The sequence below is a fragment of the Bacillus badius NBRC 15713 genome (assembly GCF_001591605.1).
GTDB lineage: Bacteria > Bacillota > Bacilli > Bacillales > Domibacillaceae > Pseudobacillus > Pseudobacillus badius.
Window position 1 is genome coordinate 1 of sequence record NZ_BCVF01000034.1, and the last position, 21,123, is coordinate 21,123.

Annotated in this window: 19 protein-coding genes; 7 read left to right on the top strand and 12 right to left on the bottom strand. The window is 44.1% G+C overall.

Annotated elements, in window-relative coordinates; translation table 11 throughout:
• Positions 1–107: 107 nt before the first annotated feature.
• Positions 108–383, bottom strand: coding sequence for a YkvA family protein (locus BBA02S_RS15205; protein WP_041095890.1), 276 nt, complete (start codon positions 381–383; stop codon positions 108–110).
• 235 nt (positions 384–618) lie between these two features.
• Here BBA02S_RS15205 and BBA02S_RS15210 point away from each other — a divergent pair, with 235 nt between their 5' ends.
• Entirely contained in the window at positions 619–1,974 is a 1,356-nt protein-coding gene (locus tag BBA02S_RS15210) for a TrkH family potassium uptake protein (protein ID WP_041095889.1), read from the top strand.
• A gap of 50 nt (positions 1,975–2,024) precedes the next feature.
• Here BBA02S_RS15210 and BBA02S_RS15215 read toward each other — a convergent pair whose 3' ends face one another.
• The 3 genes from BBA02S_RS15215 to bioB form a co-directional block, all read right to left on the bottom strand.
• Positions 2,025–2,711, bottom strand: a complete 687-nt coding sequence (locus BBA02S_RS15215; protein ID WP_041113550.1) for an LrgB family protein — start codon at positions 2,709–2,711, stop codon at positions 2,025–2,027.
• Positions 2,683–3,087, bottom strand: coding sequence for a CidA/LrgA family protein (locus tag BBA02S_RS15220; protein ID WP_041113549.1), 405 nt, complete (start codon positions 3,085–3,087; stop codon positions 2,683–2,685). Before BBA02S_RS15220 ends, BBA02S_RS15215 begins: the two co-directional genes overlap by 29 nt.
• 147 nt (positions 3,088–3,234) lie before the next feature.
• Entirely contained in the window at positions 3,235–4,236 is a 1,002-nt protein-coding gene (gene bioB, locus BBA02S_RS15225; protein WP_041095886.1) for a biotin synthase BioB, read from the bottom strand.
• A 233-nt stretch (positions 4,237–4,469) separates the two neighbouring features.
• On the opposite strand from bioB, the gene yidC reads away from it, so the two are divergent.
• The 3 genes from yidC (at position 4,470) to BBA02S_RS15240 (ending at position 7,692) form a co-directional block, all read left to right on the top strand.
• Positions 4,470–5,228 carry a membrane protein insertase YidC gene (yidC, locus tag BBA02S_RS15230; RefSeq protein ID WP_052475038.1) on the top strand — a complete coding sequence of 253 codons (759 nt, stop codon included), beginning with the start codon at positions 4,470–4,472 and terminating at the stop codon, positions 5,226–5,228.
• A 621-nt stretch (positions 5,229–5,849) separates the two neighbouring features.
• Positions 5,850–6,521: a 5-bromo-4-chloroindolyl phosphate hydrolysis family protein gene (locus tag BBA02S_RS15235; protein WP_041095885.1), complete on the top strand. Its 672-nt coding sequence runs from the start codon at positions 5,850–5,852 to the stop codon at positions 6,519–6,521.
• Positions 6,505–7,692 (top strand): toxic anion resistance protein, encoded by a 1,188-nt coding sequence (locus tag BBA02S_RS15240; RefSeq protein ID WP_041095884.1) that lies wholly within the window; start codon positions 6,505–6,507, stop codon positions 7,690–7,692. The genes BBA02S_RS15235 and BBA02S_RS15240 overlap by 17 nt, the downstream gene beginning before the upstream one ends.
• A gap of 78 nt (positions 7,693–7,770) precedes the next feature.
• Here the strand turns inward: BBA02S_RS15240 and brnQ are convergent, their stop codons facing one another.
• From brnQ to BBA02S_RS15265, 5 genes are all read right to left on the bottom strand, one after another.
• Positions 7,771–9,069, bottom strand: coding sequence for a branched-chain amino acid transport system II carrier protein (brnQ, locus tag BBA02S_RS15245; RefSeq protein ID WP_041095883.1), 1,299 nt, complete (start codon positions 9,067–9,069; stop codon positions 7,771–7,773).
• Between the two features lie 392 nt (positions 9,070–9,461).
• A complete protein-coding gene (locus tag BBA02S_RS15250) occupies positions 9,462–11,375 on the bottom strand; it encodes a vWA domain-containing protein (RefSeq protein WP_041113548.1) in 1,914 nt (637 codons plus the stop codon).
• A gap of 9 nt (positions 11,376–11,384) precedes the next feature.
• Complete coding sequence (locus tag BBA02S_RS15255; protein WP_231557167.1) at positions 11,385–12,344, bottom strand: ATP-binding protein; 960 nt, start codon at positions 12,342–12,344, stop codon at positions 11,385–11,387.
• A 23-nt stretch (positions 12,345–12,367) separates the two neighbouring features.
• Entirely contained in the window at positions 12,368–12,811 is a 444-nt protein-coding gene (locus BBA02S_RS15260; protein ID WP_041095881.1) for a Rok-like winged helix domain-containing protein, read from the bottom strand.
• 169 nt (positions 12,812–12,980) lie between these two features.
• Positions 12,981–13,187: a DUF6501 family protein gene (locus BBA02S_RS15265; RefSeq protein ID WP_041095880.1), complete on the bottom strand. Its 207-nt coding sequence runs from the start codon at positions 13,185–13,187 to the stop codon at positions 12,981–12,983.
• Positions 13,188–13,521: 334 nt separating this feature from the next.
• On the opposite strand from BBA02S_RS15265, the gene sda reads away from it, so the two are divergent.
• Complete coding sequence (gene sda, locus BBA02S_RS15270) at positions 13,522–13,653, top strand: sporulation histidine kinase inhibitor Sda (RefSeq protein WP_041095879.1); 132 nt, start codon at positions 13,522–13,524, stop codon at positions 13,651–13,653.
• Between the two features lie 465 nt (positions 13,654–14,118).
• On the opposite strand, the gene odhB is transcribed toward sda, so the two are convergent.
• Both odhB and BBA02S_RS15280 read right to left on the bottom strand, forming a co-directional pair.
• Positions 14,119–15,375, bottom strand: a complete 1,257-nt coding sequence (gene odhB, locus BBA02S_RS15275; RefSeq protein WP_041113547.1) for a 2-oxoglutarate dehydrogenase complex dihydrolipoyllysine-residue succinyltransferase — start codon at positions 15,373–15,375, stop codon at positions 14,119–14,121.
• A 125-nt stretch (positions 15,376–15,500) separates the two neighbouring features.
• Entirely contained in the window at positions 15,501–18,326 is a 2,826-nt protein-coding gene (locus tag BBA02S_RS15280) for a 2-oxoglutarate dehydrogenase E1 component (RefSeq protein WP_041095877.1), read from the bottom strand.
• Positions 18,327–18,953: 627 nt separating this feature from the next.
• Between BBA02S_RS15280 and BBA02S_RS15290 the strand changes: the two genes are divergently transcribed.
• A complete protein-coding gene (locus tag BBA02S_RS15290) occupies positions 18,954–19,550 on the top strand; it encodes a class I SAM-dependent methyltransferase (protein ID WP_041095874.1) in 597 nt (198 codons plus the stop codon).
• 35 nt (positions 19,551–19,585) lie between these two features.
• Here the strand turns inward: BBA02S_RS15290 and BBA02S_RS15295 are convergent, their stop codons facing one another.
• Positions 19,586–20,677 (bottom strand): DsrE/DsrF/DrsH-like family protein, encoded by a 1,092-nt coding sequence (locus BBA02S_RS15295; RefSeq protein WP_052477278.1) that lies wholly within the window; start codon positions 20,675–20,677, stop codon positions 19,586–19,588.
• Between the two features lie 190 nt (positions 20,678–20,867).
• Here BBA02S_RS15295 and BBA02S_RS20755 point away from each other — a divergent pair, with 190 nt between their 5' ends.
• A complete protein-coding gene (locus BBA02S_RS20755; RefSeq protein ID WP_156477590.1) occupies positions 20,868–21,020 on the top strand; it encodes a hypothetical protein in 153 nt (50 codons plus the stop codon).
• The last annotated feature ends 103 nt before the right edge of the window (positions 21,021–21,123 follow it).

Here is a 21,123-nt window from a genome sequence, read left to right on the forward strand (position 1 = left end):
TAGAAAGCAACAGCCCCCATTCATGAGCAAAATAAAAAGGCTGCGGACAAACTTCAATTTTCGTTGAGTTTGTCTACAGCCTGAAACGGCAGCCCAAGCTGCCACTTTCATTCCATTTTATGTTTTTCCTTAATGGAATCCGGTGCCATTTTCACGATTTGCTGAAGAACCAAGGCAAAAATGGCAATGTCATCTATTAAACCGAAGACGGCCAAAAAATCGGGAATCAAATCAAACGGCAACCACAAATAACCGATGATTAACCCGATGGATAAAACCTTGCTGAAACCGGCTACTTCCTTGCTTAAAAAGAAATCTTTCAAGAAAGGAACAGACCGCCTGAACGTAAAAACAAACTTTACTCTCTTCCAAGCCTTCCTCATCTTTTTCCTCCTTTTCTCAAGCTAGCTATTTATACGATTTCCCTTTTCGATTAGTTTCATTTTTTGTCGAAAAAAACAGAACCAGCCCGTAATTTGTTGTGAGCATCTTCAAAGCCGCTTTTCTTTTCAGGAAAGGATTTTAAATTAGCGATCTTTTCTAATATAATAGAAACTATGTGTGTACGATGCAAAAACCAGGCAGACTATTTGCCGGGAAAGTTGAGAGGTAGATGTAATGAAAGATCCTGGAAAAATAAAAGCGTTAAAGTTATCCACTTTTCAATTAATCGTCATGCTTTATTTAACCGGCGCCCTGTTTTCTACCGGCTTGCTGCTGCTGCCTGTCGCTCATAAGCCCGGGGTAGATATTTCTTTAATAGATGCAGCGTTTGTTGCCGTCAGCGCTCTTAGTGTTACTGGATTATCCCCTGTGTCCGTTGTTGATACATTCAGCACCGTCGGCTATTTTTTTATTTTGTTTATTTTGCAAGTCGGCGGCGTCGGCATCATGACGCTAAGCTCTATTATCTGGATTTTATTTGGCAAGCGCATCGGCATGCGGGAACGCCAATTAATTATGGCGGACCAAAACCGCACCGACCTGTCCGGGCTCGTAAAGCTGATGATTGAAATATTTTTGTTAATCCTCAGCATTGAAGCTGTAGGCGCCCTTATTTTGAGCATCTATTTTCTGCAATATTACCCTACAGTGTCTGAAGCTTTTCTGCATGGGGTCTTCGCCTCCATCAGCGCAACAACGAATGGCGGTTTTGATATTACCGGAAATTCGTTGATCGTTTTTGCTAATGATTATTTTGTCCAATTTATTAATATGGTATTGATCGTGCTTGGAGCCATCGGCTTTCCAGTATTAGTGGAAGTCAAAGACTTTTTAACGTATAGGGGACCGCTGAAATTTCATTTCTCCTTATTCACGAAGCTGACGACAACGGTATATGCGATTTTGGCTGTGCTCGGTACCATTTTGATTTATTTGATCGAACGAAATCACTTTTTCATCGATAAGGCTTGGCATGAATCCTTCTTCTATTCCGCCTTTCAGTCCATTGCTGCCCGCAGCGCCGGATTGACTTCGATGGACTTAAATGAATTTTCAATGGCTACACTCCTGCTTCTTTCTACGCTAATGTTCATCGGCGCTTCACCAAGCAGTGTGGGCGGGGGACTTCGGACAACTACGTTCGCCATTGCGATTTTGAGTGTTTACTTCTATGCGCGAGGCAAAAACACGATTAAAATCTTCAACAGAGAGGTTCATCCGGTTGATGTGCAGCGTGCCTTCGTGGTCATTACAACAGGCTTCTTTATCTGGGGCGGCTCCATTATCTTTCTTTCATCTTTAGAGCCAGAGCTGCCCATTGTAAAAATTATCTTTGAGGTTTCTTCCGCCTTTGGAACAACCGGGTCGTCACTTGGCATTACGGGTGAGTTAAGCTCCGCAGCGAAATGCTTGCTTATTACGTTAATGTTTATCGGCCGGATCGGGTTGTTCTCTCTGCTCTTTATTATCCGCGGAAAAGAAATTAAAGACGGTTATCATTTCCCAAAAGAACGCATTTTAATTGGATAACAGCTAGTTGAAAAGACGCCGCTTGATATGAAGCGGCGTCTTTTCATTACCTATAATAACGGAAACAGCCACGGCAAAACCAAGGAAGTAAAGATCGACGCCGCTCCCATGGCAGCACCGGATACGGCACCTTGCAGGCTTCCTTCCTGAACAATTTGAGCCGTTCCGATGCCATGCGCGGTCGTTCCGATCGACAAGCCGCGGGCAAAGGGGTCCGTCACTTTCATCACCGTTAACAACCAAGGGCCAAACATCGCTCCAAACATTCCGGCGATCATAACGAAAATAGCGGCCAGCGCCGGATCTCCCCCGATCATGCGGGCTACCTCGATAGCTACTGGTGTTGTCACTGACTTGACGGCGGCTGAAGCAGCGGTCGCTTCCGTTAAATGAAACATCTTTGTCATCCACACCGCGGATACGACCGTTGCCAGCGTTCCAGCTGTTAATCCCCAAAAAGCCGGTGCGGCTTTTTTCAACAAAACATCCCGATTATGATACAAAGGAACGGCCAGCGCTACTGTAGCAGGGCCAAGCAGATACGTCATTATTTCCTTTGCCGGGGTATAGTCTTGATACGTAATACCGCTGCCGGCTAAAACAAGGATGATCATCACTGTGCTCAAAAAAACCGGAGTTGTGAGCGGCGACGAAAAACGGACAGCTAAAAGGCGCGCAAGCCCATACGCTGCAACGGTTAAAACGATGCTAAATAGAGTGATGGTGTTCACTGGCATCCTCTCCTTTTTCTTTTTTACTATGTCGAGAGGATAAAAGCTGGGCCACTCCCCCTGTCAAAGCCATCCCAATAATCGAACTGCCCAATAGCATAACAGCAAGAGCCAGGCCGCTTTCTTTCAAAAGCGAAGTATACGTCATCAACCCGACAGCAATAGGCACGAAGAAGAAAGCTAAGTGCTTATTTAAAAATTGCGCTCCTTTTTCGACCCAACCGACTTTCACAATATTCAGAGAAAGCAAAAGAAATAAAATGATCATTCCAACTACATTGCCCGGCACCGGCAAGTGGAAAAACTCCGAGATAAATAAGCCAAATTGATAAATCAGCCACAAAAAACTGATCTGAGCCACAAATAAATAACTATTCTTCATCAAACTTTCCTCTTCCCTCCGATCATTAATTACTATTTATAGAATACCATTAAACGAAACCATCCTACTATGCCAGCAAAAAAAACACCCGCTGATCAGCGGGTGTTTGCTCAAAGTCTTGATTCTTGCAAGCAGGCTGCGGCCTGTTTACATAACTGGCTGCTCCTTTTGTTCTGGAGCAAATTCTACTTCAAAACCCATTTCTTCAATCATTCGGTGGTCAGCAGTTGTTTCTTGTCCGGCGGTTGTTAAATAATCGCCGACAAAGATGGAGTTGGCCGGATACAGGCCTAACGGCTGAAGTGAACCCAGGTTCACTTCCCGTCCGCCGGATATCCGGATTTCTTTCGTCGGATTTATCAAACGGAATAAGCAAAGCACCTTTAAACAATAGCGAGGGTCCAGCTCGTCTGTGCCTTCAAGCGGCGTGCCGTCAATCGCGTGCAAAAAGTTCACAGGAATAGAATCGGCATCGAGCGCGTGTAAGCTGCGCGCCATAGAAACAACATCTTCTTTCTTCTCCCTCATTCCAATAATGACTCCGGAACAAGGAGAAATACCCGATTCCTTTACTGTATGAACCGTGTTCACCCGCTCGTCGTATGTATGAGTGGTCGTAATTTGTTCATGATGGCCTGCGGATGTATTCAGGTTATGATTATAGCGGTCCACTCCCGCTTCCTTAAGTTTCGCTGCTTGTTCCGGTTTCAGCAGGCCAAGACAAGCGCACACCTTCAATTGATAGTTTTCTTTAATCTCCTTGACTGCTTCTGTTACCCGGTCAATTTCCTTATTGCTCGGCCCGCGTCCGCTGGCAACGATGCAATAGGTGCCCGCTTGCAAGTCATAAGCCCGCTTGGCTCCCGCTAAAATGGATTCTTTATCCATCATTTTATATTTTTCAATCGGAGCCGTTGAGCGGATGGATTGCGAACAATAGCCGCAGTTTTCCGGGCACAGCCCTGATTTTGTATTAATAATCATGTTGAGTTTCACTTTATTGCCGTAATAGTGGCTTCTTACTTTATAAGCCGCCTGTAAAAGCTCTAAAAGCTCACTATCCGGGCTGTTTAGCACCGCCAATGCTTGTTCATCGCTTAATTGTTTTCCTTCTAATACTTGTTCTGCCAACTGAGCCCACTTTGTCATTTTTTTCTCCCCTTTGATGAGTATTCTTCTTTAAGAATAAAAGAACACAGCTTTTTAAGTCAACTATTTAAATTTAAAAGTTCACATAAATCGCCCTTTTGGCAAATTTAAAGAAACCGAATGGCTCGTGTATGTATTCATTTGAACTGACAATCAATTTAAGGTATACTCATTTTAGTTTTCATATAGAAACAGTTTTGTGGCCGATAAGCGGCTATAGGGGGAACTATTCATTGAAAAAATCATCTTTGTTATTATCTTTTCTGCTCGGCTCGATCTTTCTCCTGAGCGGATGCCAGGCAGCTGAAGAGGAAGGACACTTCTTCCATGATTATCTCGTCCGCCCTTTTGTTGAGTTGATTCACTCTCTCGGCGAGATGCTTGGAAGCTACGGCTTCGCTATTATTGTCATTACACTTGCTGTTCGCTTGATTTTAATGCCGTTAATGCTGAACACAATGAAGAAGCAGCAAATTATGAAGGAAAAAATGGCCGTTGTAAAACCGGAAATGGATAAAATCCAACAGCGCTTAAAAGCGGCTAAAAATCCGGAAGAACAGCGGAAAATCCAGCAGGAAATGATGGCTCTTTACCAACAGCACAATATCAATCCATTTGCCATGGGCTGTTTGCCGATCTTTTTGCAAATGCCGATCTGGATGGGACTCTTCTACGCCATCCGCACGTCTGATGATATTCGCCACGCCGGCTTCCTATGGTTTAAGCTTGGCCAGCCGGACATTGCCATGGCAATCATTGCCGGCATTATGTATTTGATTCAGTTCCGTGTTTCCTTAATGAATGTACCGCAAGAGCAGCAGCAGCAAATGAAAATCATCGGCTTGCTGTCACCTATTATGATTCTTGTATTTTCTATTTCCGCTCCTGCAGCACTTCCGCTGTATTGGGGAATGAGCGGACTCTTCCTAATCGGCCAAACATGGCTGAGTCAAAAGCTTTATCCTACCAAAAAAGTAAGCGAAGGAAAATAAAAATAAAACAGGGTTGCTTCGTTTCAGACTGTAGACAAACTCAATGAAAATTGAAGTTTGTCTACAGTCTTTTTTTATTTTGCTCATTGCTGGGGCCTGTTGATTTCCATTCCAGGCGCTTCGCTTTCCGCAGGGCGGGCGGCGAGCCTGTCCCGCGGATTCTGCAGGAATCTTCGCGCCTTCCCTTGCAATCAACAGAATGCACAAAAAGAGGCTAGCCGTATAGCTATACCTGTTTGAAAATCGAGTAACCCTGCCGTCATCAATCGGCTGAATGAAGCAGCAGCGGTCCCTTTTGTTTTTCTTGCGGATGTGATTTATTTCTTTCCATCTGGCATCTGCCCCATGCGCAAGACGATGGAAGAAGTGAAAACAAATAGATCCTGCCGCTCATTTCCCGGTGCTGGGTTCCATGATCAAGTGACGCATTTCTCCACCTTCAAACGAAACAGGGATAAGAAGCCTGTTTCGTTTTTTGCTTTTCAGTTGACTTTTCTGCTCTTTTTTTCTAATAGTAGGGTAAAGATAAAATGATTGCGTTTTTGCTAAAAAGTTATCGCACAATGAAACTTTTTGGCAGATCGTGCGTATTACTAGGAAACTATAACTGGAGTGAGTACGATGAAAAATCCCATGCTTTTTATCCTGCGCGCAATGATCGCCATCCCGGCCGCGGTTATTGGCTCGCTGCTCTTTATGAATCAGCTCGGGCTCTCTCCCTTTCCGGCCGCTGGATTAGCTGTAATTGCCGGAGCCGGTATTTATTTTGGGTTAGGGAAATATGCCGATGCGCGTTTATATAAGAAATATGGACTGACAAGGAAAGAATATAATTTCATTCTTGAGAATATGAAAGAAGCCAAGCAAAAACTCGGCCGGCTGAAAAGTGTATTTGTCCGTGTACGCAGCCTCAGTTCCTTAAAGCAGCTAATTGAGCTGAACCGTCTCGTACGCAGAATTTTCTCCGTGGTCAAGAAAGAACCAAAACGCTTTTATGAAGCCGAATCATTCTTCTATTCCCATCTTGATTCCGTTGTTGAGCTGGCAGAAAAATACGCTTGGCTGAATTCCCAAAAACTGAAAGACTCATCCGTCAGACAGGCTTTGCTGGAAACAAAAGAAACACTTAACGATTTAACGCGAACGCTGGAGAAAGATTTACACAAGGTGCTTGCGAAAGACATTGAACACTTAACATTTGAACTTGATGTGGCCAAGCAGTCATTAAGCAGACGCCGACTGCCGGAGGCCTTAGAGAAGGGAGACAAAACAAATTATGACAACAGAAAATGAGAAGGCTCAACGCCCCTCCTTATTAAAAGAGGAAATGGCCGGACTTGATGATTTGCTTTCTTCGCCGTTTGGCGAAAATGTACTGTCGGAAACCGCTGAACATGCTCTTCACGAGCAGCCAGCTCCCAAAAAACTCATTGATGTGCTTCCTGAAGAGCACCGGCTCAAAGCCCAGCAGCTGGCCAAGCAAATTGATCCGTCCAACCATCAGTCAGTCATCAGTTACGGGACGGCGGCTCAAGCGAAGCTTTCCGGCTTCTCCCACTCTATGCTGGACCATGTGCAGCAGAAAGACATCGGAACGATCGGTGACATTTTAAGCGACTTAATGAAGAAACTTCAGCAAGTCAACCCCGACGAGTTGAGCCCGGAGAAAAAGACAATGTTCGGCCGGCTGTTTAATAAAGTGTCCAACTCAATTCAAGAAATTATGTCTAAATATCAGAAGGTCGGTACACAAATCGATCGAATCAGCGTCAAGCTTGACCATTCTAAGAAGATCCTGCTGGAAGACATTCAAATGCTGGAGCAGCTGTACGACAAGAACAAAGAATATTTTCAAGCGTTAAATATCTTTATCGCAGCGGGAGAATTGAAGCTGGAAGAGCTTGAAAGAGAAACGATTCCAGCCCTGCGCAAAAAAGCGGAGCAATCCGGCGATCAAATGGATTTCCAGGATGTAAACGATATGATCCAATTCGCCGACCGTCTGGAAAAAAGACTGCATGACTTAAAGCTGAGCCGACAGATTACGATCCAAAGCGCTCCGCAAATCCGGATGATCCAAAATATGAACCAGGCGCTTGCGGAAAAAATTCAGTCTTCTATTTTAACAGCTATTCCTTTATGGAAAAATCAAGTAGCCATTGCGCTTACCCTTGTCAGGCAGCGCAAAGCGATGGAGTCGCAAAAGCAAGTATCTCAAACAACGAACGATCTGCTGCTGAAAAATGCAGAAATGTTAAAGACTAATACGATTGAGACCGCCAAAGAAAATGAGCGCGGCCTCGTTGATATTGATACCTTAAAGAAAACACAAGCAAACTTAATCTCAACTCTGGAAGAAACGCTGCGCATTCAGCAAGAAGGACGCGCCAAACGCCAGCAAGCAGAGCAAGAGCTCTCTTCCATGGAGAATGAACTGAAACAAAAATTGCTCAACTTAAAATAACAAACAGCTCCTCCGCAAGTTTGCGGAGGAGCTGTTTGTTTATAAACATAAATGCCTTATTCAAACCTCGAATGTAAATTACGCAGGGTCCTTTAGCTTACCGACAAAAAAGCCGATCAGCCCCCCGGCAAGAGCCGGCAGCGCCCAGCCCAACCCAGATGAAAAGAATGGGACCCAGGAGATCGCTTTCTGAAAGAAGGTATCGGATACATTTAATGCGGTTAATCCATCATTTATACTGAAAATCGTCGTCATTAAAATGGCCCCTACATGTACAGGAGTGGAATACTTTAAATGAGGATGAACAAAAGCCAGCACGACCAGCACGATCGCAAAAGGATAAATCATAATCAAAATAGGTACTGAAACCTCGATAATTTGTGCAAGCCCCATGTTAGCAATCAGAAAGCTAATGAATGTTAATATTCCGACAAAAGCACGATAAGAAATAACCGACCATCTGCCGGAAAGGAATTGGGCAGTTGCCGTCGTCAAGCCGACACAAGTTGTCAAACAAGCCAAGGCAACAATAGTTCCAAGCAGGATACGCCCGCCTTCTCCAAACAACATGTGCGAAGCGGTTGTAAGAAGTTCGCCTCCGTTGCTAAACTGCTCGTCTGTTTCTATCCGCGCTCCAATCCAAGCGATAGAAATATAAACAGCAGCTAAGCCGATCCCGGCAATCACACCGGCCGCAATGGTGGCTTTGGCCCGGTCCCGCCAATCCTTCATTCCGCTGTTTGTAAAAGCTGTGATAACAACAATGCCAAAAGCCAGAGCAGCAATGGCATCCATTGTTAAATAACCTTCGATGAATCCGGCAATAAAAGGCGACTCCTCATATTTTCCTGAAGGTTCTGATAATGGTGCGTTAAACTTCAAAAAAGCTCCGGTACAAAGCGCAGCAATGGCAAGAAGCAAAGCAGGCGTCAGCCATTGTCCGATCCGGTCTACAATTTTTGAAGGATTTAAACTAAACAGATACACGACCATGAAAAAAACCACCATAAAAATGAAAACGAACGAGTGGCTTGAACGGTCTGCCAAAAAGGGAGCCACACCCATTTCGAAGGCAACGCTCGCTCCGCGCGGAATGCCGAAAAAAGGACCTACTGCTAAATAAGTCACTAAGGCGAAGAATACGCCAAATAGTGGATGCACACGACTTCCGATCGATACAACGCCGCCTTCCGCCAATGAAATGGCAATTACCGACAGAATCGGCAAGCTAACACCGGAAATAACGAATCCGATAATGGCCGGCCAAAAGGAAGTGCCCGCCTCCATGCCTAAAAAAGGTGGAAAAATTAAATTTCCAGCTCCAAAAAATAAGGCAAAGAGCATAAGTCCAGTGAAAAAAACCTCTTTTTTAACCAATATGTAGAACTCCTCTCAACAAGTGAAGGTTCGATCCTCCCTTCACATGAAAAAAGCCAGTCTTGTGGACGGCTTTTTTCTCTTTTCCTTTTCATACCGAATCTAATTGTACTTATTTCGGAAAAAAATATCAATAAAATTATAGCAATTGATACTACTAATCTACGAAAAATTATCTCAAGATATTATTGGTTTCACAAACAAAAAAATACTTTTGCATAAATTATTTTAAGATAAATTATACAAAAGTATTTAGTGTCGAATTTTGTCTAATATATATTTATTAAAAAGTAAAATTAAAATCAAATAAGGCTTTTATTCTTTATTTATAATAGCTGTATAACCTTTGTATAAGGTAAATAAAAAAGAGGAAAGTGGCATCCACTCCCTCTTCAAACACTTTTATACAATAGTTTCTTTAACAACGGAAAGATGACTTGCGGCAAGTCATTCACATCATTTACGAATATGCTGTATTTTCCATATATGTTTTGTACTGTCTCTTTTTCTGATTCTGCGATCTCACCATCTGCAAGAAAAAGATTAATGACTTCTATCCCCAGCTTTCGGGCTTCAATCACCGCTTCATGTGTATCGATAATCCCATTGCGGTCATATCCATAAGCTGCCGGCTCACCATCAGAAAAGATGAGCAGGAATTTTTGCTTTTCGCTTCTTTTTATTATTCTTTCTTTTGCTATCCGGATAGCAAACCCATCCCTGTTGTCCTCCTCAGGTGTCAGCTGCAAAATTTCAGGTCCGCTTGCAGGTCTCAATGAAGAGGCATAATCAATCACTACATGAAAATAATTCGGCTGCCGATCGGCTGATGCTTCATTCGTATCTTCCCAGAAACCAATTACTTCATGAGGAACTTTTACTGATTTCAAGGCTTCGTGAAACAAAACAATCCCTATTTTCGTTTGATCCATTTTATCTTCCATTGAAGCGGAACAATCGACAAGAAGTGTAAAGACAGCATCAATTTCCGGAGACGGCTCCTGCTTCTTATAAAACAGCCTCGGCTGTTCCTCTGTAAAAAAACGAAGAAGCTTTTTGTTTAATCTTCCCCTGTGAAGATCACTGCGCGGCTGAATTTTTTTGTGTTCCAGTGTTTTTTCGATCATATTTTTCAACTTTTTTTGCAGGGAAGCAATTGACGCTTTTTGTGTTTTATACTTGCCGACAGCTTCCAAGTCAGGAGCTCCTGCTTTTTTAAAGACTGGCACAGCGAAGCGATTCTCCTTGCCGAATATAGGCTGTCCGCTGCTTTTGGCCTCTTTCTGCTCTTTATCGGCTGGAAGATCTGAAAAATCATTGCGCTGTGTTTGCCGGGCTGACCCTTGCACCATGGCAAGCGCCTGATCCCCTGCCTCCCCTTCCCTGGCGCCTTCTCCTGCCAGGTCCGCTTTTGATCCTTGCTCTAAATCAAATTGCAGAAAGCTGTTGCCAAGATCACTGGTTTCCCGGTGCCATGTCTGAAATTCTTCTTCTATTACTTCTTCCTGGCCGGTCTGCTCCTCCTCTAGGGTATCATCATTAACTAACGGATCTTTTCTTCTTAAATCATTATACGTGTCCCCTGCCGACTCCTCTTGACTATCCATCTCCGGCAAGTGAAAATACTGATTCAGCATATCCCGCTCCAATACTTCCTCCAGGACTTCCACAAGAGACCGGCTGATTTTCACCACATCGGCAGTCGAACGGGCATCATAAAAAGCAAATAAGGATTTTTGGATAAAGGGCATCGCTGCATGAATTGGCTCACTCATAGCCGGCGGCTGCAAGGGAGACTCAGCATTAAGTGCCATATAATGAAAATTAAATAAAGCATCGGCAAACAAGCTTTTCACGAGATTGGCATTGAGTTGAGCCTTAAAATGCTGCAAATACATTCTTCTTCTAGCAGAAAAGGCTTTTTTTGTGCCCGGCCGTTCCTGCTTGCATATCTCCTCTAAGCGCATATCCTCGGCAAGCACAACAACTTGCTTGGCAAATGAAGCTACGGGTGATTGCTGAATTTCCTGCACAAAGCCTTTAATAGCTGATTCATCGGTATGAGGCCAGCTGCCAAGAGAACGCAAAAAGACATCCGACTTGTAACCATTCCACTTATCCGCTGCGGGCCGGTGATTCCAGAAATGGCTGACATACAGCTTATTCGCTTGCTTGTCTACATACGAATAGGGGCTATATTCAATCTCCACTTCCGGATTCTTCGTTAAGGTTTTAGCCAGATCTGTTAATTGCATAAATAAAAAAGAGTCGATAGTTTCATCGTTAAATTGAATAAAACGCTTCATGACATCTCCTCATTCAAACAGTGTTTCAGCAATGTTCTTCACCGCTGCTTGTTCCCGTTCATCTTCTAGCTTATCAATAATCCCTCGCTGGATGGCCCGCAATGGAGGCATGAATAACGCTAAATCACACGTATCAATTAACGCGCGGATCGATGCCGCCTCCTCAGAAATCTGTCCGTTTTTCACTTGCGTAATTAAATCCTGCGATAAAGCCGCAAAGCGGTCAATCAACTTTTCATCCGCCAGCTGGCTTTCTGTTTTTAACACGCGAATAAGCGTTTCCCCGCCGATATAAGGAACATCAATGACGATGAAGCGGTTTTTTAACGCTTCATTTAACGGCACAGTTCCCACATATCCTTCATTAATTGCGGCAATGACTCCAAAAGACGGCTTGGCGGTAATCACCTCGCCCGTGAACGGATTGGTGATCATCCGCCGGTAATCCAATACCCCATTCAAAATTGGCAATGTTTCCGGCTTCGCCATATTGATTTCATCAATATAAAGCAAGTGGCCGTGTGTCATCGCTTTAACAACCGGTCCCGGGACGAACTCAATAGCATGCTTCCCTTCCCGTTCCGCGATCGTTTTATAGCCGATCATCGCTTCTGCATCAAGATCGACCGAACAGTTAATACTATGCATCGGCTGCGAAAAAACCGCCGACAACGTTTCTGCCAGCTTTGTTTTCCCAGATCCGGTCGGTCCTTTCAACAAAACATTTTTCCCGAGTGAAAGAGCCAGGACCGCATCATACAGCACCGCTTCATCCTCCGGCTCATATCCTCCTTTTCCGATCAGCCATTGATCTTCCGCATGAGAAAACTGCTCTTTTCTTTCTGCTATCTTCTGCTCTACTGGAGCAGGCCATTCATTGATAAACACATTAATCTCCCTCTCTACGTCAATTAGGCGGCTACCCTTATCATACATGCTTAGCAATTCGCCGTAAAACGGTTGAAACATAAAAAGACTGACTGCTTTAGCAATCAGTCTTCATACTCATATATATACAGTCCCCTGCCCAGCTTGCGAACCCGGTGATTCTCACGCTCAAGGCCGACCATGAACGTTGTCATATTAGCTATTTTCTTTCCTGTCTTGCCTTCGATTTGCCGTTGAAGCTCAATTCCCCGAATCGGCGTATTTTGCTCCTTCAATATCGCCACAGCTAACTCGCGCAGTTCTTCAAGGTTCTCGCTGCGCCGTCCTCTGCGCTTTCTTTCCTGAGGTAAACCGCCAATTTTAGTTAATGATACAATCTCTTTAGAAAGGGCAGCCTTCTCCTCAGCTTTTTCTGCTTCAATCCGGTCTAATTCTTTTAACCTGCGAAAGATGGCTTCTCTTTCTTTTTGAAACTCCTGTATAATCCTTAATTCAGAATTAGCCATCTGCTCCAACCTGATTTTTAATGCAACTCTTTCATCAAACACCTATACTCCCCCTATAATGGACAAAAAAAATTTATATTTATGTATGGAGAAGGGCGTCTTTAGGACTAAAGCTTCCTTCTCTGCCCATTATCTTAACAAAAAAGCCCTATGAATACTAGCTGTTCTTCCACTTTGTTAGAAAAGAGTGATAAATTTGTCTACAATTCATTCACTTTTCCATCTCAAAATAGTCTTTATAAAAACCGGATACCTTCCCTTTGTCATCTACCAGAAAATAAAATTCTTCCGTTTCATTTTTTACATCATACAACTTTCCCGGAGTTAATCTATTTTCTACCATATATTTCTTTGCATTCGTGTGAAGGCATTTCACTTTCTTAATTGTTTCTTTTTCTGTCCACTGAAGATGATTCATAACTTCTCCTTTCGATCCTACACTGATGTCTGCAGATCTGTTGATCTTTTTTCTACCCTATCATACCATATTTAAAATTAAACTGAAAAGCTGTTTCGCTGCACGCTAATCCCCCTCTATTCTCTATTATTTACATAATATAATTATATTCTTCTTAAGCAAGCAGCCCTATCCAAAGGTCTAGTTTCACTTTTTCTCCACTGACTTTCGAATGAATTTCTGTATTGCCCTTTCAAAACAGAAAAAGATTATGTATAATGACAGGAAATAAAGAGAATCCTTTGTTGTTTTTCACGCCACGGATTAGACTGATCTATTTCAAGGAGGTAGTTTCATGAAAATCATGAGTAATGAAATGTTAGTAGCAGCCTATCGGGACGCAAAGAACAAAGGTCAAGACACGGATTGGATTAAAATGCTTCAAAACGAGGTTCAAAAGCGCGGTCTGAATGTGACAAAAAATTAACTGAAAAATAGTAAGCATGCCGGGAGCCGGCATGCTTTTTTGTATCGGCTCACAAAAGCTTCACGTTGAAAAACAGCCGGCTGGTTCATAAAGTTCACAAACCTTGTTGTGCTGCATACCTGTTCGCTGATAGAGCCTATCTATTATTTTTAAGAAGTAAGCATACATAGCTATACCTGCCTCCTGCTCATTTATATTGAGTTAACAACGGCTGAAATCCAATCGTCCTGCTCCAATGATCCCGTATTCTTCTGTTAGCACTCCCCTAGTGCAGGCTTTTTCTGCCGCCTCCATCATCATTTCGCCGCTTATCTTGATCACATCAGCTCTCTGCAGTATTCCTATTCATCAACCAGTCCGCTCCTCTATGATCCTAAAGTACAGGCATCTAGAAGTCCTTTCAGCAATTGAGTTTTAGCGTCCAAAACCTAGAAAAAAACCAGCCACTAGTGGCTGGTTTAGTTATTATGCTTCAAGAAGAAGATCTTCAGGATTTTCAAGCAAGTCTTTAACCATTTTCAAGAATCCAACCGCTTCTTTTCCATCGATCACGCGGTGGTCGTAGGAAAGCGCTACATACATCATCGGACGGTTTTCCATGCGTTCTTTATCGATCGCTACTGGACGCGTTTGAATCGTATGCATGCCAAGGATACCTACTTGTGTACCGTTAAGGATTGGCGTAGAAAGCAAAGAACCGAATACTCCGCCGTTTGTAATTGTGAATGTACCGCCTTGCAGATCGCTTAGCGCCAGTTTATTATCCCGCGCTTTTAAGGCAAGATCAAGAATATCTCCTTCGATTTCAGCGAAGTTTTTGCGGTCACAATCACGTACAACTGGTACTACAAGACCTTCTTCTGTAGAAACGGCTACACCGATATCATAGAACTTTTTCAATACAATTTCGTTTCCATCGATTTCTGCGTTCACATATGGGAACTTTTTCAGCGCAGCGACTACCGCTTTTGTAAAGAAAGACATGAAGCCTAAGCGGACATCGTGAGCTTCAAAGAATTTATCTTTTTTGCGTTTACGCAGCTCCATAACCGCTGTCATATCAATTTCATTGAATGTAGTCAGCATAGCTGTTGACTGTTTCACTTCTAACAGACGATTAGCAATTGTTTGGCGGCGGCGAGTCATTCGTTCGCGTACAACCGGCTTGCTGTCATCTTGCTTCGGTGCAGCAGCTTGGGCAGGCTTAGCTGCTGGCTGTTGCGGAGCAGCTGGTTTCGCGCCGTTCGCTGAATAAGACTCTACATCCTGTTTACGCACGCGGCCCATTGGGTCTACTGTAGGCACCTCGTTTAAATCAATGCCTTTTTCACGAGCCATCTTACGGGCTGCAGGAGAAGCGATCGGACGTTGTTTTGTTTCTTCTTCTTGAGCCGGTGTTTCTTTCACTACTTCTTGTTTTGCTTCTTCTTGCTGAGGAGCGGCAGCCGGTGCAGCTTCTTGAGCTGGTGCAGATGCAGCAGCGCCATTTCCAGCTCCTACAATTGCGATAACTTGGCCAACTTCCACTGTATCGCCTTCTTCTGCTTTCAGCTCTTGGATAATGCCGGCTTCTTCAGAAATAACTTCTACGTTTACTTTATCTGTTTCAAGCTCAACAATGTATTCGCCTTTCTCCACTGCATCGCCCGGTTTTTTCAACCATTGCGCAATGGTACCTTCTGTAATCGATTCTGCCAACTCTGGAACTCTAATTTCAGCCACTTTCGTGTCCTCCTCTAATGTACATTCGTCTTATCATGAAATAAATATCATAGAAAAAATGCTTTTATCTTCAAGCTGAACGGGCTGATTAGCCAGCCCATTCAGCTTCTCATCTAATCAATCAATTAGTCTCTTGTGATCGCCGCTCTTAAAATACGGGCTTGTTCTTTCTTATGCACAATCGCATCCCCTTCTGAAGGGCTGGAACGACGGCGGCGTCCAATGTAGCGAACAGTTGCCTCTTCCGGCGCCACATCGCGAAGGCGCGCATCTACATACGTCCATGCGCCAAAGTTTTGCGGTTCTTCTTGCAGCCATACCACTTCTTTCAACTGCGGGAAGCGCGTTAAAAATTCTTTAATTTCTTCTTTAGGGAATGGATATAACTCTTCCACTCTTAATACATGCAGCCAGTTCAGCTCTTCTTCTGCTTTGCTGATTTGTTCTGCAAGGTCAATAGATACCTTACCGCTGCAAAGAACGACTCTTTCCACTTGTTCCGGCTGTTTTCCGAGTCTCGGTTCCTCCACTACCGGTTTAAACGCGCCGGCAGCAAACTCAGAAGCATTGGAAGCAGCCAATGGATGACGCAGCAGGCTCTTCGGTGTCATAACGACTAGCGGGCGCACCTCTTCTTTTTGCAGGATAGCAGCTTGGCGGCGCAGCACATGGAAGTATTGAGCTGTTGAAGACAAGTTCACTACTGTCCAGTTATTTTCTGCGGCGTTTTGCAGAAAGCGCTCTAGGCGGCCGCTTGAGTGTTCAGGTCCTTGGCCTTCATAACCGTGCGGCAGAAGCATGACAAGACCTGATTTTTGTCCCCACTTCGCTCGTCCGGAGGAAACAAATTGGTCAAACATCGGCTGTGCCATATTGGCGAAGTCACCAAACTGAGCTTCCCAAAGAACAAGCGTTTCCGGAGAGAATACGTTATAGCCATATTCATAGCCGACAACCGCTAGCTCTGTTAACGGGCTGTTAATGACTACAAAAGAAGCATCCGTTTCCTCTAAGTGATTCAGCGGAATGTACTCCTGACCGGTTTCTACATCATGCAGCACAAGGTTGCGGTGAGCGAATGTGCCGCGCTGGGCATCCTGGCCGGTCAAGCGAATTGGCGTGCCGCTTTTCAGGATCGATGCAAAAGCAAGCGCCTCGGCATGGCCCCAGTCAACCTGGCCGTCTTTTTCAAAAACATTTTCCCGGCGTTTTAAAATACGCTCCAGCTTTTTAAATACATGCAAATCCTTCGGCCAGTTTAACAGCTCGCTGTTAATTCGGCTCAAGACATCTGCCTCTACTCCTGTTTCGCTGGATGGAAGTTCTTTTTCAACGAACTTAGGCGGATTCATAACGATATCCGGATTTTCATCTTTTTTCGGAACTATTTCATACAAGTCCTTCAGCTTCTGTTCGTTTTCAGTATACAGTTTGTCTGCTTCTTCCTTGGCAATTACTCCGCGGTTAACAAGCTTCTCTGCATAGAGCTGACGAACTGTCGGATGCTGATGGATCATTTGATACATCATCGGGTTTGTCGTCATCGGCTCGTCCATTTCATTGTGGCCAAAACGGCGGTAGCCGATCAAATCAATCACAAAGTCTTTGCCGAAGCGGCTGCGGTAATCGACTGCCATAAGAGCAGCGGCGATACAAGCTTCCGGGTCGTCGGCATTCACGTGAACAATTGGTACTTCAAAGCCTTTTGCCAAGTCAGAAGCATAGCGTGTTGAACGTGAATCATAGCTTTCTGTCGTAAATCCGATCATATTGTTAGCAATAATATGAATCGAACCGCCTGTTTGGTAACCAGGGACACGGCTCATGTTGAATGTTTCACTCACAACCCCTTGTCCAGGGAATGCAGCGTCACCGTGAATTAAGATCGCCACAGCAGAGGTTGTATCTTGCTCAGGAACCCCTGACTTCGCACGGTTTTCTTGTGCGGCTCTTGTGTAGCCGGCAACAACCGGGCTTACGACTTCAAGGTGGCTCGGGTTGTTTGCCAATGTAATGCGAGCTACGTCTTTATCTTCTTTGAAGCTATGATCGGCTCCAAGGTGATATTTGACATCTCCTGTCCAGCCATATGTAGTCATCTTCATAGAGCCTTCAGGAAGCAAATTTTTGCTTGGCGCATGCTGGAATTCAGCAAAAATCATTTCGTAAGGTTTGCCCAAAATATGAGCGAGCACATTTAAACGTCCTCTATGTGCCATACCGATATTTACTGTTTTTGCACCTTTTTCCGCTGAATGCTTCACAAGCTCGTCAAGAAGAGGAACCATTGCATCCAGCCCTTCGATAGAAAAGCGCTTTTGGCCGACGAATGTTTTATGAATAAATTTTTCAAAGCCTTCTACTTGTGTCAGCCTTTTTAGCAGCTGCACTTTTTGTTCGTTTGAAAATGTTGGATAATAATTGGTTGATTCAATTTGCTGTCTGAACCATTGTCTTTCTTCTAAATTATGGACTTGGGCTAACTCAAAAGCCAACTTATCTGTATAGACTTTTTTCAAGTGTTGGATCGCATCATAACCGTCCTTAACATGCGCCGGGGCATCAGGACATAAATACTGAACAGGGACTTTCCGCAAGTCTTCCTCCGTTAAGTTGAATGTGCTCAACTCAATCCGGTACGTATCTTTATTTCTGTCATTCAGCGGGTTGATATCTGCTGCTAAGTGACCGTAGGTGCGGATACTGTCAGCAAGTTTTACCGCGTTAAACAGAACATTTAAATCATTGCCTGATGCAGGTACAGCCGTCTTACCGATTTCTTCATGGGGCGCGTTTGCTGCAGGTGCTCCCCATTCCTCAAACATTTGCTTTATTTCTGGATCGACTGATTCAGGATCTTTTTGGTAGTGCTCGTACAACTCCATTACATATCCAAGGTTTGGTCCGGAGAACTGACTCCACGGATTCCCTTGGGCTGTCTGCATTTTCATTCTGAAAAACCTCCAACTATTTCGCCCATTAATTTTTGCTAAATGATATTTTGATGAGCTTACATTAGTGTATTACTTACCACTTTATACACCATGATACACTCAATACGAAAATTTATACCGCCTACAAGGACATCTTACCACTGCAAGGTACTAAGGGAAAGCATTAAAGCTTAATCTATGGCATAGGCGCCCTGTTTTCCGCCAGGCGGATTGGCCAAGTCAAATTCACTGGCACAAATTTAGCTTTTGTGGCATTTCCCCGCTTGATTGTCCATCTCTTTTCTCTTATGAGAAGCAGTATCATTTTTTCCATGTACCATCTTACTACTCTTACGTCGAAAAACCAATATTTTTTCATAAAAAAGTCACATTTATTGTACAGTTTGTCAAGTAAGGGCTTCTTCGCTGTTTCATGATGGAAATTTGCTGGTTTATCCCCCGCTGACAACTTCCGTTTTTTGTAAAAAGGCAGGCCTTTTCACAGGGACAATCCCTTTCCCCGCTTTTTATGATCAATGAAAAATCAACTGGAAGTAATGATGAAGCTTAAAAATAAATACGTTCGATAGGATTGTAAACAAAATGGAGAGGTATATATATAGAAAAAAAGCGGAGGATGATGGGATGAGTTTATCATTTTCAGAGCAATTTGAGAGGCCAGAAGGATGGCTTGGCCAGCTGGCCGGCAAAATTATGTCCTTAGAAAACCGGACAATCAATAAATGGACGCTGGACCTATTACATATCCAGCCCGAAGACAGGGTGCTTGAGGTGGGGTTTGGCCCCGGATTTGCTATCGAATTAGCCGGAGAACAATTTCCTGAAATTCAGCTGGATGGCGTCGATGTATCTGACACAATGAAGAATACGGCTGCCAGCCGCAATAAAAAATTGATTGATGAGGGGCGTCTGCACCTGTTTGTCGATGATATCGCCCTCTATAAAGCTGAGAAGCTCTACGATAAGGTATTTTCCGTCAACAACTATCCGCTGTGGGCAGAACGCCAAAAAGGGCTCGCTGTCCTATACAGCCTCATGAAACCAGGCGGACAACTAGCCATCACTGTGCAGCCTCGCGAAGAAGATGCTGATGAAGAAAAGACAAAACAGCTGGCACGGACCATTTCCTATGACTTAGAGAAAGCCGGTTTTTCCGGGACAGCCATTTATTATAAAGATGTCCGGCCAGTGCTAACCGTCTGTGTCACTGCCGTCAAATAGCAAGCAGCCCATGCCTTTGCATGGGCTGCTGTAAATTAAATAAATAAATTCACATTGGCATCGTCTGCCTTGCCTAAATAAGTAGCTACGCCGCCGATTTCAACGCCATCGATTAACTCCTCCTTGCGAATGCCCATTACGTCCATGCTCATTGCACAAGCGACAATACGGACACCCATATTCATGGCATTGGCCATTAAAGTTTCGAGGCTGTCTACATTTTTCTTTTCCATAACCTGGCGGATCATTTTCGCTCCCATTCCGCCCATATTCATGTTGGAAATAGGCAGCTGCTTCGGACCGGCCGGCATCATTTTCGTAAACATTTTTTCCATAAAGTCTTTTCCGTCTTGAGGAATCTCTTCATCGCGACGGAGGATGTTCAAGCCCCAGAAGGTGAAAAACATCGTTACTTCTTTGCCCATAGCTGCTGCACCTGTGGCAATAATAAAAGAGGCGATCGCTTTATCTAAATCCTGGTTAAATACAACAAGAGTCGCTCCTTTATTTTTAGTTCCCTGCCCTTGCGCTGCTTCTTGCTTTTCGGCTGTTCCTTTCCGTACGTAAGCAACCGTTGTTTTTCCAGCAGTTTCACTTCCGATAAACGTATTTCCAGTATTGGCGCACCAAGCTTTGGCATCCGCAATAAATCCCGGGTCAGTCACTTTAACCTCAAGCACTTCTCCGTCTTTCATTTGGTTCATCGCCTGGAACACCTGACTGATCGGCCCCGGACACTGCAGGCCGGAACAGTTTAATTCTCTGTCGGGTGTAATGCTGCCGATGTCTGTATTCCCTGCTGAATCACCCGCCGCAGACTGACTCGGCTGACATTGCTCGGCATAAGCCCGATAGCCGCCAGCCACGTTATAAGCCTCGAATCCATTTTCCATTAATAACTGAACGGCTGCTTCTCCGCGCTTGCCGGATTGGCAAGATATATAAACTGGCTGATCTTTAGGCAGTTCATCAAGGTGCTCAGGCAGCTGGCCAAGCGGAATATTTTTGCTTCCTTCTATATGGCCCATTAGGGTTTCTGCCTCTTCCCGGACATCAATTAGCAGAGCGCCATCTTTTACTAACTGGTCTACCTCTTTTACATCTATTGTTTTAACTGTTTTGCTCACTCTATGTTCCTCCCTTTTCCCTTTATACACATAGGGGTATATTTTAAAATAAAAAAATAGCTGTTCAATCTATACTTTGCATTCTATTATAAAATCTGCGCCTTGTCAAATACCCTATTAGGTATATTGCAAGCAAACGAAAAAGACTGTTTTTTAACAGTCTTTTTCGTTTGCTTGCAGATGGGGGCTGTTGATTTCCATTTCAGGCTGCTTCGCTTTCCGCGGGGCGGGCGGTGAGCCTCCTCACCGCGAAAGCGTCTGCGGGGTCTCACCTGTCCCGCTGATCCCGCAGGAGTCTTCGCGCCTTCCATTCCAATCAACAGAGTTTACAAAGTTAGGGTAGCCGCATAATGATTACCTGTTTTAAAATAAATAATAGGCAGCGATTGATTTTTCTTTTATTGCTGACTTGATGGAAGAGAATCATCGACTCAGCGAGGTCTATC

What these genes read in the sequence shown, in the direction of transcription:
- BBA02S_RS15205 (WP_041095890.1), bottom strand. Translation starts at nt 383, where the DNA reads ATGAGGAAGGCTTGGAAGAGAGTAAAGTTTGTTTTTACGTTCAGGCGG.
- BBA02S_RS15215 (WP_041113550.1), bottom strand. Translation starts at nt 2,711, where the DNA reads ATGCCAGTGAACACCATCACTCTATTTAGCATCGTTTTAACCGTTGCA.
- BBA02S_RS15290 (WP_041095874.1), top strand. Translation starts at nt 18,954, where the DNA reads ATGAGTTTATCATTTTCAGAGCAATTTGAGAGGCCAGAAGGATGGCTT.
- BBA02S_RS15255 (WP_231557167.1), bottom strand. Translation starts at nt 12,344, where the DNA reads ATGTTTCAACCGTTTTACGGCGAATTGCTAAGCATGTATGATAAGGGT.
- BBA02S_RS15265 (WP_041095880.1), bottom strand. Translation starts at nt 13,187, where the DNA reads ATGAATCATCTTCAGTGGACAGAAAAAGAAACAATTAAGAAAGTGAAA.
- bioB (WP_041095886.1), bottom strand. Translation starts at nt 4,236, where the DNA reads ATGACAAAGTGGGCTCAGTTGGCAGAACAAGTATTAGAAGGAAAACAA.
- sda (WP_041095879.1), top strand. Translation starts at nt 13,522, where the DNA reads ATGAAAATCATGAGTAATGAAATGTTAGTAGCAGCCTATCGGGACGCA.
- BBA02S_RS15210 (WP_041095889.1), top strand. Translation starts at nt 619, where the DNA reads ATGAAAGATCCTGGAAAAATAAAAGCGTTAAAGTTATCCACTTTTCAA.
- BBA02S_RS15220 (WP_041113549.1), bottom strand. Translation starts at nt 3,087, where the DNA reads ATGAAGAATAGTTATTTATTTGTGGCTCAGATCAGTTTTTTGTGGCTG.
- BBA02S_RS15280 (WP_041095877.1), bottom strand. Translation starts at nt 18,326, where the DNA reads ATGAAAATGCAGACAGCCCAAGGGAATCCGTGGAGTCAGTTCTCCGGA.
- BBA02S_RS15250 (WP_041113548.1), bottom strand. Translation starts at nt 11,375, where the DNA reads ATGAAGCGTTTTATTCAATTTAACGATGAAACTATCGACTCTTTTTTA.
- BBA02S_RS15240 (WP_041095884.1), top strand. Translation starts at nt 6,505, where the DNA reads ATGACAACAGAAAATGAGAAGGCTCAACGCCCCTCCTTATTAAAAGAG.
- BBA02S_RS15235 (WP_041095885.1), top strand. Translation starts at nt 5,850, where the DNA reads ATGAAAAATCCCATGCTTTTTATCCTGCGCGCAATGATCGCCATCCCG.